At 71.8% G+C, this 14,896-nt stretch carries 15 protein-coding genes and 1 tRNA gene; 6 read left to right on the top strand and 10 right to left on the bottom strand.

From position 1 onward, the window contains the following. Positions 1-19: 19 nt before the first annotated feature. Both ACFXDE_RS22330 and ACFXDE_RS22325 read right to left on the bottom strand, forming a co-directional pair. Positions 20-943 carry a diiron oxygenase gene (locus tag ACFXDE_RS22330; RefSeq protein WP_380496588.1) on the bottom strand — a complete coding sequence of 308 codons (924 nt, stop codon included), beginning with the start codon at positions 941-943 and terminating at the stop codon, positions 20-22. Between the two features lie 215 nt (positions 944-1,158). After that, positions 1,159-2,205, bottom strand: a complete 1,047-nt coding sequence (locus tag ACFXDE_RS22325; protein WP_380496587.1) for an alpha/beta hydrolase — start codon at positions 2,203-2,205, stop codon at positions 1,159-1,161. A 428-nt stretch (positions 2,206-2,633) separates the two neighbouring features. On the opposite strand from ACFXDE_RS22325, the gene ACFXDE_RS22320 reads away from it, so the two are divergent. Further along, positions 2,634-2,804, top strand: a complete 171-nt coding sequence (locus tag ACFXDE_RS22320; RefSeq protein WP_380496586.1) for a hypothetical protein — start codon at positions 2,634-2,636, stop codon at positions 2,802-2,804. On the opposite strand, the gene ACFXDE_RS22315 is transcribed toward ACFXDE_RS22320, so the two are convergent. After that, entirely contained in the window at positions 2,799-3,020 is a 222-nt protein-coding gene (locus ACFXDE_RS22315) for a hypothetical protein (RefSeq protein WP_380496585.1), read from the bottom strand. The two genes, ACFXDE_RS22320 and ACFXDE_RS22315, sit on opposite strands and share 6 nt — an antisense overlap. A 74-nt stretch (positions 3,021-3,094) precedes the next feature. Between ACFXDE_RS22315 and ACFXDE_RS22310 the strand changes: the two genes are divergently transcribed. Beyond that, positions 3,095-3,544: a hypothetical protein gene (locus ACFXDE_RS22310; protein ID WP_380496584.1), complete on the top strand. Its 450-nt coding sequence runs from the start codon at positions 3,095-3,097 to the stop codon at positions 3,542-3,544. Between the two features lie 63 nt (positions 3,545-3,607). Here the strand turns inward: ACFXDE_RS22310 and ACFXDE_RS22305 are convergent, their stop codons facing one another. The 5 genes from ACFXDE_RS22305 to ACFXDE_RS22285 all read right to left on the bottom strand — a co-directional run bounded on the left by ACFXDE_RS22305 (position 3,608) and on the right by ACFXDE_RS22285 (position 10,503). Next, on the bottom strand, positions 3,608-7,621 hold the full coding sequence (locus ACFXDE_RS22305; RefSeq protein ID WP_380496583.1) for a hypothetical protein: 4,014 nt from the start codon (positions 7,619-7,621) through the stop codon (positions 3,608-3,610). A 236-nt stretch (positions 7,622-7,857) separates the two neighbouring features. Beyond that, positions 7,858-7,941 (bottom strand) — tRNA-Leu (locus ACFXDE_RS22300). A gap of 62 nt (positions 7,942-8,003) precedes the next feature. After that, complete coding sequence (locus tag ACFXDE_RS22295; protein WP_380496582.1) at positions 8,004-9,275, bottom strand: hypothetical protein; 1,272 nt, start codon at positions 9,273-9,275, stop codon at positions 8,004-8,006. Between the two features lie 186 nt (positions 9,276-9,461). Next, positions 9,462-9,596, bottom strand: a complete 135-nt coding sequence (locus tag ACFXDE_RS22290) for a DUF397 domain-containing protein (RefSeq protein ID WP_380496581.1) — start codon at positions 9,594-9,596, stop codon at positions 9,462-9,464. Next, positions 9,556-10,503, bottom strand: coding sequence for a helix-turn-helix domain-containing protein (locus ACFXDE_RS22285; RefSeq protein ID WP_380496580.1), 948 nt, complete (start codon positions 10,501-10,503; stop codon positions 9,556-9,558). The genes ACFXDE_RS22290 and ACFXDE_RS22285 overlap by 41 nt, the downstream gene beginning before the upstream one ends. A 160-nt stretch (positions 10,504-10,663) precedes the next feature. Between ACFXDE_RS22285 and ACFXDE_RS22280 the strand changes: the two genes are divergently transcribed. Genes ACFXDE_RS22280 through ACFXDE_RS22270 form a run of 3 tightly spaced genes read left to right on the top strand, consistent with a single transcriptional unit; the run spans position 10,664 to position 12,197 of the window. Then, a complete protein-coding gene (locus ACFXDE_RS22280) occupies positions 10,664-11,101 on the top strand; it encodes an ATP-binding protein (RefSeq protein WP_380496578.1) in 438 nt (145 codons plus the stop codon). Positions 11,102-11,111: 10 nt separating this feature from the next. Next, positions 11,112-11,669 (top strand): hypothetical protein, encoded by a 558-nt coding sequence (locus tag ACFXDE_RS22275; RefSeq protein ID WP_380496577.1) that lies wholly within the window; start codon positions 11,112-11,114, stop codon positions 11,667-11,669. A gap of 48 nt (positions 11,670-11,717) precedes the next feature. Further along, on the top strand, positions 11,718-12,197 hold the full coding sequence (locus tag ACFXDE_RS22270; RefSeq protein ID WP_380496576.1) for a hypothetical protein: 480 nt from the start codon (positions 11,718-11,720) through the stop codon (positions 12,195-12,197). Positions 12,198-12,297: 100 nt separating this feature from the next. Here ACFXDE_RS22270 and ACFXDE_RS22265 read toward each other — a convergent pair whose 3' ends face one another. Further along, positions 12,298-13,080: an alpha/beta fold hydrolase gene (locus ACFXDE_RS22265; protein ID WP_380496575.1), complete on the bottom strand. Its 783-nt coding sequence runs from the start codon at positions 13,078-13,080 to the stop codon at positions 12,298-12,300. 117 nt (positions 13,081-13,197) lie between these two features. Beyond that, positions 13,198-13,758: a hypothetical protein gene (locus ACFXDE_RS22260; protein WP_380496574.1), complete on the bottom strand. Its 561-nt coding sequence runs from the start codon at positions 13,756-13,758 to the stop codon at positions 13,198-13,200. 102 nt (positions 13,759-13,860) lie between these two features. Between ACFXDE_RS22260 and ACFXDE_RS22255 the strand changes: the two genes are divergently transcribed. Then, positions 13,861-14,772, top strand: coding sequence for a sigma-70 family RNA polymerase sigma factor (locus tag ACFXDE_RS22255; protein ID WP_380441885.1), 912 nt, complete (start codon positions 13,861-13,863; stop codon positions 14,770-14,772). The last annotated feature ends 124 nt before the right edge of the window (positions 14,773-14,896 follow it).

The following is a 14,896-nucleotide window of genomic DNA, read 5'->3' as shown; positions in this document are numbered from 1 at the left end:
TGGGGGGAGGAGGGGGAGGTCAGAGCATGTCGATGCGCCGGTAGATGGCCGCGGAGCGCTGCGTGAGGAGCCCGGTCTCGGCGAGGAAGGCCATCAGGTGCCGGGAGCTGGTGCGCATCATGGCCTTGCGGTGCTCGTTGCCCCGGACTTCGGCGAGGGCCCGCGCGACGTCGAGTCCGGTGGCCTTGTACACCCCGGGGTGCACCATGCTGGTGACGATGACGTACGCGCCCATGGCGATGCCCGTCGCGGAGGTGCGCCGCCGGGTGGGGCCGGCGTGCCGCATGCGTTCGCGGATCTCCTGGCGGGCGAACTTCATGTGCCGGGATTCCTCGACGACGTGGATGCGGGAGGTGCCGCGGACGATGTCGAGGACGTTCTCGCCGCGCATCCAGTCGCGCTGCATGACGTCGAGCACCTCCTCGGCCACGAGGATGCCGCCGTAGGCGAGTTCGCCCTTCGCGAGGGACTTGAAGGCGCGGCCGGCGTTCGCGACCACCTTGTTCGGCCGGTACGCGGGCACGCCCATCTTCTGGCAGGCGCGCGCGAACATGATCGAGTGCCGGCACTCGTCGGCGATCTCGGTGAGCGCGAACTGGAACTCGGAGCCGGCCGGGTTCTTGAGGTACTGATCGCGGAGCACCATCTGCTGGAGGATCATCTCGAACCAGATGCCGGTGTTCATGATCGAGCAGACCTCGTGCCGGGTGAGGGTCACGCGCTGCTGCTCGGTCATCTCGTCCCAGAGGCGGGTGCCGTAGAGCGTGCTCCACTCCGGATTGAGGCCGTAGTGCTCGTCGGGGAGGGGGGCGTCCCAGTCGATCTCGGTCGACGGGTCGTACGAGAGCATGGCGGCCGAGTCCAGCAGCCGTTTCGAGACGTCGTCGTCGGCAACGGTGTGCTGGTCGTTCCTCCGCCGCGCCGCCGGGTCGGTGAGAGCCATGGCTGCCTCCAGGTGCCTGCTCCTGCGGGTTCCCGCTGACCCGCTTATTAGACGGACAGTACAATAAGAGCCCGCCGCCGAGAACCCCCCGCGCGACGGACCGGGGGCGCACAGCGAAAGGCCCGCGCCCCGGGAGCGAACCCCGGGGCGCGGGCCGCCTCAAAGAAACGCGGGCCGTCTCAAAGAAGCGCAGGCCGCCTCAAAGAACCGAAGCCCTACCGCAGCGCCTTCCGCAGCGCCTCCGCCGCCTCCGCCGTCGCCTCGCGGAACCGGTGCCCGATCCCGATGTAGTTGGCGTACCCGTGGATCAGGTCCGGCTGCCGGCTCAGCTCCACCTCGACCCCCGCCGCCCGCAGCGCCTCCGCGTACGCCTCGCCCTCGTCGCGCAGCGGGTCGTAGCCGGCCGTGCCGACGTACGCGGGCGGCAGGCCGGTGAGGTCGGCGGCGCGCAGCGGTGAGACGCCCGGGTCGGCGCGGTCGACCGGCTCGGGGGCGTAACGGTCCGCGAACCAGTCCATGTCGGCGCTGGTGAGGAAGAAGCCGTCGGCGAAGAGGTCCCGGGACGGCCGCCGGACGGACGCGTCCGTCGCCGGGTACAGCAGCAGCTGGAAGACGGGCGCGGGCCCGCCCCGGCGCACGGCCCGCTGCGCGGCGACGGCGGCGAGGTTGCCGCCCGCGCTGTCGCCGCCGACGGCTATCCGTGCCGGGTCCGCGCCGAGGTCGCCCGCCTTGGCGAGGGCGAAGTCGACGGCGGCGAGGGCGTCGTCGGCCGCCGCCGGGTACGCGTGCTCGGGCGCCAGGCGGTACTCCACCGACAGCACCCGCACCCCGGCCCGCTGGGCCAGGAACCGCGAGACGTGGTCGTGGCTCGCCCGGGAGCCCACCACCCAGCCGCCGCCGTGGAAGTACACGAGCAGCCCGGACCGCTCCCCCAGCCCGGCCGGGCTGTACAGCGTCGCCGCCAACTCGCCGCCGCCGGAGGGGATTCCGACCTCCCGGACGGCCACCGGCCCGATCGTCGGCCCGCCCACCAGGTACCGCGCGTACTCCATCGCCGTCCGCGAGGGCCCGACCCCGCCCGGCAGGACGAGGGCCGCCTTCGACAGCCGCTGCAGCTTGAGGATCAGCTGCGCGTCCAGGGCGAGCGTCTGCCCGTCCCGCACGACCGGCGCCCCCGCGATCGCCCGCCGCACCCCCTCCGGCAGCGCGAACGCGCCCCGGACGACGGCGGCCTGGATCCGGACGGGGAGTGGAATCGACATCGCTGCCTCCTGGGGGGCTCTCCTGGGGAGCCCCCATGATGGGGCCGCCCGCCGGTCGGGGGAACCCCGCCTCGACGCCCGCTCAAGGCGGTCGCGAGCCGGCACGGCGGGCACCCGGGCGACACCGTCGGCCCACCTTCCGGCTCACCTCCGGCGCGGAACCCGTGTCGTTGCTCGGGTTCGAGGCGTCCCGCCGCCCTTGGAATCCCACGTAGAGCGGCTGGACGCTCTCCGGCACGAGGTAGATCTCACACGTGGTGACGGTCCCGCCGTCGGTGAGGTGCATCTCGTCGTCCGAAGGCTCCTGACACGGTGCGAACTTCACGCCCCAGGACGGGGCGAAGAAGTAAGCCCGCTTCGGGTCGGCACCGTGCAGGAGCAACGTCCTCGACGGCCGTCTCACCCGGGAGGCGGCGGACGAGTGGGCCGTGCAGCAGATGCACCTGACCGAGGACGACACCGACGAGTCGGCCGCCCGGGCCCTCGCCCTACTCGCCGGGATCGACCTGCGCCACGGCCCCGGAGCCCCCTACCTGCACAGCGACGAGCAGGTCAGCGGCCGGCTCGACGAGCTCCGGGCCCGCCGGGCGACGTCATGACGCCACCCGGCCGGCCCGCTCAGCGAGGTACCGCCGCTCGGGCGCGCTGACCGTACGGGCCGCGGCCTCGCGGTAGGCGGCGGCAGCCTCCGCCGACTGCCCCAACAGCTCCAGCAGCTGCCCGCGCACCGCGAAGAGCCGGTGGTGGCGCGGAGGCCGCCGGTCCGCCTCCAGCTCCGAGAGCAGCGCGAGTCCGGCGGCCGGCCCGTGCACCATGGCCACCGCCACCACCGGCCGGCGAGAAATGTCGGCACCGGCCGTGGTCGGTGGGTATTGGTAGGTTCCCGCGCATGGCTGACTTCACCAATCGCCGCCCGGTCACGTCGGCGGACTCGCTCACCCCGCTCCAGGCGGCGCAGGTCGCCCTGAGCGGCAGGCTCTACGACGGCGAGGACCTGCCCGCCGAGCGGCGGCTGTCCGCGGACGTGGACGGGGACGCGGACGGGGACGCGGACGGCGACGACGGCGACGACGGCGACGAGGGCGTGCTGCACTTCTGCGAGCTCTGGGACGTGGTGGCCGACGGAGTACCGCGCTACGAGGCCTGGTTCTACCAGGTGGACAGCGGTTCGATCTTCCTGGCCGGGACGACGGAGGTGGTCGCGGAGGTCATCCAGTGCGGGCTGGAGTGCCCCGACCCCGAGCGGCGGCTGGAGCTCGGCGCGGCGATGGTCCGGGCCGGCCTGCTGCCCGCCTCGGACTCGGCCTACCGGGAGTTCCGCGAGGCGGCGGCGATGTGAGAAAAAAGGCCGGTGGGCCCGACGTCCGTGACGTCGGGCCCACCGGTATTCCTGCCGAGCGGTTCAGGACGAGAAGTACCCGACCAGGTCGGCGACCACGTCGGTGCTCCCCCACTGGTTGACGAACGACACCCGGCCGTCCACCACGGGGGCCACCACCAGCGCGGAGACGACCTGCCCCGGCCGGTAGTTGATGCTCGAAGCGTCCGGGCGGGCCGTCCCGTGCGGGAAGACCGTCAGGAAGCTGGTGTTCGTCGGCCAGACCGCCGTCACGTTCATGACGACGGCGGTGACCCCGGTCGCGGGCATGCCCTCGACGCCGGCCACCCGCAGGCTCACCAGGTCGCCCGAGCCGCCCAGGGAGCCCACGCGGGCGCCCTCGCCATCGCGGGTGTCCATCAGCCGCACCAGCGAGGACGGCGTGTAGGTGGAGCCCGAGTCGGTGTAGTAGCCGGTGATGTCGACGCCGAGGTCGACGTCGCCCCAGGCGTTGCGGATGTCCACGACGCCGTTGACGACCGGGACGGTCACCAGGTTGGTCACGTTCTGCCCGGCGGCGAAGTTGACCGCCGAGGCGTCGGGCACCGGCTGGCCGTCCGGGTAGACCGTGAGGTAGCTGGTCTGCGACGGGTTGACGGCCGTCACGCTCATGACGACCGCGGTGACGCCGGTCTCCGGGACGCCGCCCACACCCGTGACCTTGAGCGGCACGACGCCACCGGCGCCGACCCGCCCGGCCGGGGCGCCGACGCCCCACACGGTGTTCAGGATGCGCGACGGGGCGACCGGGCGCAGCAGGGAGCCGGCACCGCCGTCGGTGTAGTAGCCGAGGATGTCGACCCCGAGGTCGACGTCGCCCCAGGCGTTGCGGATGTCCACCTTGCCGTTGGAGAGCGGCACCGTCACCAGGTTGGTGACGATCTGCCCGGCGGCGAAGCTGACGGTCGGCAGGTCGGGCACCTTCTGTCCGCTCGGGTACACCGAGACGGCGCTGTTGCTGCTGGGGTTGACGGCCGTCACGTTCATGACGACGGACGTGACGCCGGTCGTCGGGACGCCGCCGACGCCCGCCACCTGGAGCGAGATCACGCCGCCCTGGCCGAGGCGGCCGGCGGGCGCGCCGACACCGGAGACGGTGTTGAGGATGCGGTTGGGGGTGAGCGGGACGAGCTTGCCCTTGGTGGCCGGCGCGGCGGCGGTCACCGTGAAGGCCTTGGGGAAGTAGTTCGGGGAGGGCACGCCGGTGGTGTAGCCGATCCCGTCGAGGACGACGTCGTAGGTGCCCGGCGTCATCCCGTTGGTGTCGGCCATGACGTGGAGCGAGGTGCCGTCGGGGCTGACGGAGACCGGCCGCATCGGGTACATGGCGCCGCCGAACTTCACCTTGGTCCCCAGGGTGAGGTTCGTGCCCCGGATCTCGATCTGGGTCTGGGTCCCGGCCGCGCCGGTCGTGCCGTTGATCCCGGTGAGGGACGGTCCGTTCTGACCGGTGCAGGTGGGGTACTCGCACACGGCCTGCATGCTGTACTCCGTCGGGGTCACCGTGCCGCCGGCGCTGAGCAGCAGGACGGCCTTGCCGGGAACCGCGTTGTTGGTGGCCTGGCAGCGGGCGCCGAACTGGCCCCAGTTCCCGCCGCACTGGTACGTGTAGTCGTAGTCGTCCCAGGTGGCCGGGGTCAGGAAGGTCAGCACCGGCTGAGCGATGTTGGTGGCGCTGCTGGTGCCGACGACGTTGAAGGACTGCGACGGCTTCATGTCGACGACGGCGCAGTAGCCGGTCGAGGACTCCGTGAGCAGTCCGCTGCGGAGCGGGAAGCCCTGCACCGAGACCGGGTTGGCGGTGCACTCCGGCGCCCAGCCGTCGGGCGTGCCGACCTTCCAGGTGTCCACGGCGGCGTGGATGTTCTGGCCCCGGTACCCGGAGGCGAGCACCGCCATGGTGTAGGAGGTCGAGCCGGTGACCTTGCAGTAGGTGCCGTTGGCGCCGCAGAGGCTCTTGCCGTTCGCGTCGATCACCAGCGGCGTCGCCGTGCCCTGGGCCCCGTTGCCGACGGTGGTCGTCCGCACGCTGAGCCAGAACTTGTCCGTGGCCGCGGCGGTGACCCGCACGCAGCGGGCGTCGAGGACCGAGCCCAGGTCCAGCTGGACGGACTGGCCGCCGACGGCGGTCGAGTTCGGGGTGAGGCAGTTCGCGGTGGGCGAGATGTCCCGCCGGACGAGCTTGTAACTGTCGCCCCCGGCCGAGTTGGTCAGCAGCGCGGTGTACGGGGCGCCGGCCGTGAGGGCGCAGGTGAAGGCGGTGTTGAGGAAGGTCGAGCACGCCACGTTGCCCTGCGGGTCGACGACCTGCAGCGAGGCGTTGAGCTGGTTCGCCGTGTTGGTGTAGTCGGCCTGTTCAGCCGTGGCGTGCTGGTCCGCCGGAAGGGCCAGGCAGGCCTGCTTCACGTCGGCGGTCAGCGTGACCTCCGCGCCCCAGGTGCCGTCGAACCCGCTCTGCGGCCAGGCGGCACAGCCTGCCGTCTCGCCGGTCCGGTGGATCACCAGCGCGTAGGACTTGTTCACTTCGCCGCTCAGAACCGCGCGGAACGGCGCGGTACCGGCCAGCTTGCAGACGGCGGACGGGGTGTTGGCGCCGCCGTTGTCGCACTGCTTGGCGCCGGCCGCGTCGTAGACGGCGGCGAAGGCCCCGGTACCGCCGGTGGGCGGCCGGTTGAGCAGGTAGACACCGCTCCCGGTGGCCGTCGGCAGCGTGAGGCAGAACTGCTGCCCGCGCGCGCCGAAGGTACCGGTGGCCGGGCCGGACGTCAGCCCGGTGTCGTTGGTGGCGGTGCAACCCCGGGTCTCCTTGCCCGAGTGGAAGGCCATGCCGAACGCTCCGGCGTTGACGTTCCGCGCCTCGACCACCCAGGTGTAGTCACCGGGCGCCAGGTCGCAGCCTTCGCCCTTCGCGCAGCCGCCGTAGAGCTGGGTGCCGTCGGGGCCGTACAGCCCGCCGTTAAGGGTGGAGCCGTCGGCGGTGACCGGAGCGAAGGAGTACTGGGCCTGTTCGGTGACCCGCAGCGTCCGACAGCGCTGGGCCGGGGTCAGGTCCGGGCCCGTACCGAACGCCTGCGGCTCGACGATCGCGCAGCCGTCCGGGTGGGTGAGCCGGGCCAGTGTGAGGTCGTACGTCTGGGCCGCGCCGGAGATCTGCTGCGCGGTCATCCGGAACGGCGCCTGGCCGGTGAGCTTGCAGTCGATCTCGGTGTTCTGGTTCGACCGGGTGTTGCAGACCTCCTTTCCGGTGGCGTCGTAGACGATCTGGATGATCTGGAACGCGGACACGTGGGTCCGCAGCACGTCACCGGTGGTCAGGTCGCCGAGCGCGTAGCAGTCGCCCGTGGAACCGACCGGGAGCGACCCGTGCAGCAGGGTCGGGCTGCCGAGCGCGAGGTCGGTGGCGCTCATCGTCCGACAGGCCGTGGTCGACAGCAGCGGCAGGTAGGAGACGGACAGGCCGTTGGTCCGGCCGCTGCCGTCCCGGACCTGGAGCGTGTAGGTGCCGGCCTGGGCGATGGCGCAGCGCAGCATCCCGTCGCCCCAGCCCCCGCCCATCGGCTGGGTGCAGGCCACGGCGGCACCGCCCGGCCCGGCCACGGTCGGGTAGACCGGGTTGTTCGTCGCCACGGCCTGGACGAGGAGCACGTCCGCGGCCTGCGGGAGCGTGAGCGCGAAGGAGGCCGTCTTGCCCCCGTCGATCGAGCAGGTGGAGACGGCCCCCGGGACCAGGCCGGCCGGACACGGGTTGGTCGGGTCGGCCTGCTGGACCTCGCGGGCCGCCTTCTCGTGCTCGGCCTTCGGGTCCGGAACCGGCGCCGTCGACGGCCCGGCGGTGGGCGCGGCGGCCGGGGCCGGGGTGGTGGTCGGCGCGGCGGTCGGGCTCGCGGACGACGTGGCTGCGGGCGGCGCAGCGGCGGCAGCCGGGTTGGCCTGGCCCACGAACGTGGCCAGGACGGCGAGCAGCAGGGCGCCGGGAGCCGCGAGTGAGGCTCTCCTCCCCCTGTGTCGCGTTCGTCTGTCGGTGGACAGGAACGTCACACTTTCCCCCCATGTCGGAAACGCCTGACTCCCGTGACCGTCACAGGAGTTCACAGGCGGGCGGAGTCTAGCGAGCGCAAAGGACAAGCTGAGAAGCACCCTCGACCCCGCGCGAGGGTCCCACGGCGGGCCCGTCGAGCGCGATGAGTTTTTTGGGCAGCTCTTGACCATGCGGGCGCAAGGCCCGGGAACGACAAAACGGCCGGTCTATCCGAAGATCGACCGGCCGTTCGCTGTGCGCGAGGGGGGAGTTGAACCCCCACGCCCTTTCGGGCACTGGAACCTGAATCCAGCGCGTCTGCCTATTCCGCCACCCGCGCATCTGGGTGATGAGGAATATCGTAGCCCATCCGCGCGGGTGCTCCGGACCAGGTGAGAGGCGTCAGTCGGCGAGCTGCGCGACGATCCAGTCGACCAGCACGCGGGAGACGTGACTGTGCTCGGTGTTGGCGTCGTCGAACTTCACGGAGTCCAGGTGGCCGCGCTCCACGTCGGCGTCGGTGATCGCGGCGGCCGGGTCGACGTCCCACTTCACCGGGTCGAAGTCCAGCGCCGCCGCACTGACGGCCGGCACGAAGGTGCCGCTGCGGTAGTCGTCGGAGATCTTGGCCTTGAGCGCGTCCGCAACCTTGCCGAACGAGTCCAGCGTGCCGCCGGGCACGGCGTCCAGCCCCGGGACCTCGGTGGTGGTGCTGCGGCGCACGGCGAGGCCGAGGTGCATGCCGCCGATCCGCTGCTTCTCGCCCTTGTCCGGCTGGAACCGGGCCGTGGCACTGGCGACGAGCGCCTGCCAGTCGAACGCCACCTCGCCCACCGGCAGCGGGAGGCCGACCCCGTCACGCCGGCCGTTGGAGACGCCGAGCTTCAGAGGACGCACCGGGAAGTTGCCGACCTGCGCGAGGTCGTCGAGGAACTCCTTGCGCAGCGGGCTGGCGGTGGCCACCGGGCCGGAGTACTTCGAGTTCTCGACCCACGCCCACAGGAGCTGCTGAGCAGCGGGGCTGCGGACCAGGTCGGCCTGCTTGGCGCCGTCCGGACCGGCCGGGGTGAAGTCCTCGAAGAAGTACGCCATCTGCTGGAGGACCAGCGGGATCCAGGCACCGTTGTGCGGCGAGTCGAAGGAGAGGTACGTCGACGTCTGGTGGTCCATGTCCTCGGACTCCATCTTGGCGAGCGCGTAGCGGGTGACGATGCCGCCCATGCTCACCCCGCCGACGGTCAGCCGCTCTTCGCCCACGCGCTCCTGGATGACCCGGCGGATGGCGTCGACCGCGACCCCGGCGTTGGCCTGGATGTGGGTGTGCCGCTCGGTGAAGCCGATCAGGACGATGTCGTAGCCCCGGCTCAGCAGCTCGTCGAAGAGGCCCGGCCGGCCGTCGGTGACGGTGTTGAAGTGCGCGAACAGGCCGGGGAGGTTGCTCGGGCCGTAGCTGAAGCCGTCCGCGAAGAGGAAGGGCTTCCGCAGGCCGAACTTCGGGTTGGCGTAGTAGACCGCTGCCTGCCCGGTCGCCTCCTGCCCCTTGTACGGCGCGCCGGTCAGGTCCCACACCACGTCGGCGTCGCGGCTGCGCTCGCCGGACAGCTCACCGGCGAACCAGACGCCGGGCTTGAGCGAGTCGGCGATCTCCGCCAACTCGGCCTTGGTGGGCTCCACCTGGCCCTCCTTGAGGGCAGTCAGCGCTACGTCGATACGGGGTTCCTGTGCCATGAGGTACCGCCTCGGTCGATGCGAGCAGGGTCACGTGCGCACAGTGATGGACCGTAATGGTTCGATTACTCACAGCACCAGGGCCGCGTCGGAACTGATGGAAATCGTTCGGATGTGACCGAGGCTGACCGGCTAGACCGGGAAGTCGCCGGCACGGACGGCGGAGACGAAGGACTCCCAGGCGGGGGCGGGGAAGACGAGGGCCGGGCCGTTCGGGTCCTTCGAGTCACGCACTGGGACGGCGCCGGGAAGGGATTCGAGGGCCACTTCGACGCAGCCCCCGCCGTTGGTGCCGCTGTAGCTGCTCTTCCGCCAAGCGGCTCCGGCGAGCTTGTTGCTCTTCATCTCTGAAACCCTCCAGCGTCTCGGCGATCAGCCGAAGCGAGTCACTTTCTGACAGGCACTCAGAACGGAGCCGATCGTAGCGACGCTGGCGCTTGGCCACAGTGGCGGGATCGCTGCTCAGATGCCCTAGATCGAGGCTCTCCGAGTAGGTCCAACGTTCCTCGTCCGGCAGCTCCAGCAACACCATACCCGCGTCGATGAGAGTCCGCCGCTTCGCAAACGGCGCCACGTGGATCACGACGTTCGGGAGTTGGGCCACCCGAAGGAGGTGCTCCATCTGACATCTCATCACGGTCGGCCCGCCGATGACTGTACGGATGGCGCTCTCGTCGAGAATGACGATCAACAATGGCCCGTCACCGTCAAACCAGCGGGTCTGCCGACTGAGTCGAGCTCTGGTCAGCTCCTCGATCCTCTCCGGCTTGCCAGCTGAATCGCCCGATGCAAAAAGCGCACGCATGTACTGCCAGCACTGCAACAGCCCGTACATCACGCTGTTCTGGTACACCCGCTGCGCGATCGCGATCGCCTCCAGGTCCACGTACTCCTGGAACCAATCCGGGTGCGCGATCGACCCATCCCAGTCGACTCGCGTGTACAGCCGCATCAGCAGGTCGCCGGTGTTCAACAGCCGACCGTACTCCTCGACTTCCTCGACCGACGGCTTCCGCCTGCCGCCCTCGGTCCGCGTGATGACCGTCCGGTCGCAGTGCAGGAGCTTGCCCAACTCCTCCTGCGTGAAGCCCGCCGCCTTGCGCGCGTGCCGGAGCTCCTCGCCGAACAGGACCGCCGAGCTCGCGGTCGGCGCTCGCTTGGCCTTTGGTGTCATCGCAGCTCCCGGATGTGCAGCGCACGGCAAACACGTGGTTTTGGTCGTCACCGTAACTCCGGCACCGGGACCATTGAGGCCAGAACGCAATCATTCGCACGCACAGCGTGATTGTGCGCTCCCGTCGCACCACCCCCATCCGCCCCCGAGGTGCCTCGCCATGCTCAGAACCACCCGCCGGCCCCGAACCTTCGCCGCGCGCCTCGACTCCCGCCCCTACTCCACCCCCATCGCGCGCCACTTGCTCCGCGCCTACCTCTCCGCCCTCCCCTCCGGCGACCGGTACTCCGACATCGCCGAACTGCTCCTCTCCGAGCTGTTCTCCAACGCCGTCCAGCACTCCGACGCCCCCGATGACCGCCTCATCGAGGTCCGCTTCGCCCTCATCGGCAACCGTCTCCGCCTCGAAGTCCACGACGCCGGCACCGGTCGCCCGTCCCTCCTCGCCACCACCCCCGCCGACGAGCACGGCCGCGGCCTGCACCTCGTCGACGAGTTGGCCGAGAAGTGGGGTTGCTGCCCCCGGGCGGGCGGCATCGGCAAGTTCGTCTGGGCCCTCGTCGCACCCGCCCCCGCTCCCGTCCTCCTCACCGCCTGAAGGCCGCCCGATGCCGTTCTCCACCCTCGCCCGGCACCTGTTCGACACCGGCGCCACCCCCGCCGACGCCTACGCCGCCCTCGCCCGCCGCACCAGCGAGCCGGCCACCGCCGCCCGCGCCGTCTGCCACGCCCTCGGCATCGCCGCCGACGAGACGACCCGCCGCATCGACGAGTGCTACGACGCCCTCCTCGCCGACCCCCGCCCCAACTCGGAGGCCGACACCGGCGAACTCCTCGAAGCGCTCGGGGTGTTCGACGTCCCCAAGCCCCTCGACGCCCGCGGCCTCGCCGTCGTCGACCAGTTCCTCCTCGCCATCGACGCCCTCGGCACCCTCCGCGCCGGCCACCAGCACGGCCTCACCCGCTGGTTCGTCACCGGCAACCTCACCGCCGCGTACCTCTCCCTCGCGGCCACCCAACCCCGCCCGGGCGTCGGCGACGCGGCCCACTACTGGAGTGCCCTCGTCACCGCCGGCGAGCTCCTCGCCGCCGCCCCCACCCCGGACCCCCGCGTCAAACCCGCCCTCGCCCGCTGCCGGGCCCGCGCGGAGGCCGTCGCCCGGTGATGTACTGAACCCCAACGACCAGTCACCACGGACCTGTTGGGGGAAGACGTGTTCCGCAATGTCGTCGCCGAGTGGGACGCCCCGATCGCCGACCTCCGAGATCGGCCGCCCGGCTGGATACCCATCTACAGCGGGCAGGAATCCGACGGGTGCCTCTGGTGCATCGACGTCAACTACCACCGCCACGGCCACGGCCTCGCCGCAACCGTCCAGACCGCGCGCCCCCTCTCGGAGCACCACCGCATGCACCCGAACACCACGCCGGAGACCGAGCTGTGGACGTTCCTCGCCAACTCCGGCCGGATCGAGCCCGTCCCCCCGGACTTCGACATCACCACCGGCTACACGAGCCGGGACATCGAGTTCGAGGGCCTGACCTTCCCCGTCCACGTCCACCGCGCCCACGGGTGCAGCAGCGCCCGCTTCCCGCTCGCCCTCCTCGACGGCGGCTACGTGATCGTCACCGCCGTCGACGAGCACTGGGCCACCGCCACCGACCTCGTCCTCCGTCACCCGGCGGACCGCTGAGTCCACCCCAAGGTGGGGTTTGGCTCAACGGACCCCGAGCCGGGTGCCGAAAGGCCAACGGGGCGGCGGAGCTGAGGGCCGCCGCTCCACCCTCCACCCGTCACACCGTGGCGAGGAACTCCCGCACCACGCGGTGGAATTCGTCCGCCGCGCCGGTGACCAGCATGTGGTCCGCGTCCAGCTCCGCCAGGACCGTCCCCGGACGGCGCGCGATCATCTGCGCGACCTGCTCGGCGGGGATGGCACCCCTCGTACCGCTCACCACCAGGGCCGGGCAGGTGGTGGCCGTCCAGTCCGCCCAGTGGTCGCCGTGGACGTCCGCCTCGGAGGCGTACATGTCCTGCGGGTGGAAGGGCAGGCGCCAACTGCCGTCGGCGTTCTCGCGCAGCCGGTCCTCGAAGTACGGCGCGGCGGGGCCGAGGGCGGTGACGAGGGCGTCCCGGCTGGAGGCGTCGTAGGGCAGGTGGAGCAGGAAGGCCAGCGGGTGGCTCCCGTCCAGCCCGAGCGCGGCCGGGCCCTCGGCGTTGACGATCGCCGTCACGCGCTCGGGGTGCCGGGCCGCGAACTGGTAGGCGTTGACGGCGCCGAGCGAGTGGCCGAGCAGCACGGCGCCCTCCAGCCCGAGGTGGTCGAGCAGGGCCTCGACGTCGGCGAGGTAGCCCTCCCGCGCGTAGTCGGCGGCCCGGTCCGACTCGCCCTGCCCGCGCTGGTCGGGGGCGATGACCCGCCACTCCGGGCCCAGTGCGGCGGCGAGCGGCGCGAAGACGGCGCCCTCCGCGAGGTGGCCGTGCAGGGCGAGCAGCGGGCGGCCGGTGCCGCCGAAGTCGAGGTAGGAGAGCCGGCGGCCGTCGATGACGAGCTCGGAGCGGATGGCGTCGTTCATGGTGGTCGTTCCCCCCGTGGAGCGGTTGATGGGATGACCGTACCCAGGAGTTAGACATTTGTGCAACACATACGTCTGACACGCTCGTGCGGATCTTGGAACCGTCCCGGCCGGGGCTCAGATCAGCGGCTTGTAGGCGCAGCCCTCCACCGCGTTCAGGAGGACGTAGGCGCGGCCGGGGCCGGTGGCCGTCTCGCGGAGGCGGGTGAGTGCTTCGAGTTCGGTGGGGAGGGTGAGGCCCAGGGCTCGCGCCGCGGCGGCGCGGTCGGCGGGGAGATCGGGGTCGTCCTCCAGGAAGTCCTCGGCGGCCTCGGCGCTCTCCTCCGCCGTGAACGTGCGGCAGTCCTGCCACCAGGGCACGGTGATCAGCAGCTCGACCAGTTCGCGGAGGTTCAGCGCCATGAGGGCCGCGCCACCCTCCGAGTCGGCGAACAGGACCGGGCGGTCCTCGCCCAGCTCGCTCGGCCCGCAGAAGAAGTACGTGCCGCCGCCGCCCTCCTTGGCGAGGAGTTCGAGCGGTTCGCCGGAGGCCAGCACGACGTCCTCGACGTGCGGGTAGGCGTCGAGGCTGAAGTCGCCCGGCCACGCGAGGAAGTCCTCGGCGGCGGGGTGGGCACGGATGGCGGCGATCAGGGAAGTCCCGGCGGAAGCGGAGGTCCCTGCGGTCACGGCGGTCATGGCGGTCACCCTAGACCCGGGGTCCGACGTTCCCGCGGGAGCGGCTAGGTTGCCAGTGCTGCAGCTTCAACCAGCGGGCCAACGGGGACGAGGAAAAATACGGTGAATCAGAAGACCGCACCTGCCGACCAGTTCGAGGAGCACCGGCCCCACCTGCGCGCCGTCGCCTACCGGATGCTCGGCTCGATCGCGGAGGCCGACGACGCCGTCCAGGAGACGTGGCTGCGCTACGACCGCACCGAGACCGGCGAGGTCTCGAACCTCGGCGCCTGGCTGACCACGGTGGTCTCCCGCGTGTGCCTGAACCTGCTGCGCTCGCGCGCGCAGCGGCGGGAGGAGCCGCTGGAGACGGGCGAGGACGGCACGGCGGGCGCGCCGCGCATCCCGGACCCGATCCTCGGGCGGGCGGGCGTGGTCGACCCGGAGCAGGAGGTGATGCTCGCGGACTCCGTCGGCCTGGCGCTGATGGTGGTGATGGAGTCGCTGGCGCCCGCCGAGCGGGTCGCGTTCGTGCTGCACGACATGTTCGCGGTGCCGTTCGAGGAGATCGCGCCGCTGATCGAGAAGACCGCCGCCGCGACCCGCCAGCTGGCCAGCCGGGCGCGCCGCAAGGTGCAGGGGCAGGCGCCCGCGCCGGACAAGGACCTGAGCCGGCAGCGGGTGGCGGTGGACGCGTTCTTCGCGGCCGCGCGCGAGGGCGACCTCGACGCGCTGGTGGCCGTGCTCGACCCGGACGTCGTGCTGCGCTCGGACGGCGGCGCGGTGCGGGCCCGGCACTCGGTGGTGTTCACGGGGGCGTCGACGGTGGCCGGGCAGGCGGTGCTGTGGGGCAAGCTGGCGCCGTTCGCGCGGCCGGCGCTGGTCAACGGCACGGCGGGCGCGGTGGTCATCGGCCCCAACGGCAAGCCGATGTCCGTCATGGCGTTCACGGTGGTCGCGGGCGCGATCGTCGCGATCGACGTGCTGAACGACCCGGAGCGGCTCGCCGCGCTGGACCTGTCGCTCTTCGACTGAGGCGAGCGCGGGCGGGGGGGGTCCCCCGTGTGCGGGGGCCCCCCCCCCCCCACCGCCCGGGCGCGCCGGCCCCGTTGGCGCCGCTTTTTTGCGCGGGGCCCGCGGGGCCGGCGGGCTCCACCAT

The organism is Kitasatospora sp. NPDC059408, assembly GCF_042751525.1.
Classification (GTDB): Bacteria; Actinomycetota; Actinomycetes; order Streptomycetales; family Streptomycetaceae; genus Kitasatospora.
The sequence above is the reverse complement of the archived record's forward strand: the minus strand, read 5'-3'. Positions and strand labels throughout refer to the sequence as shown.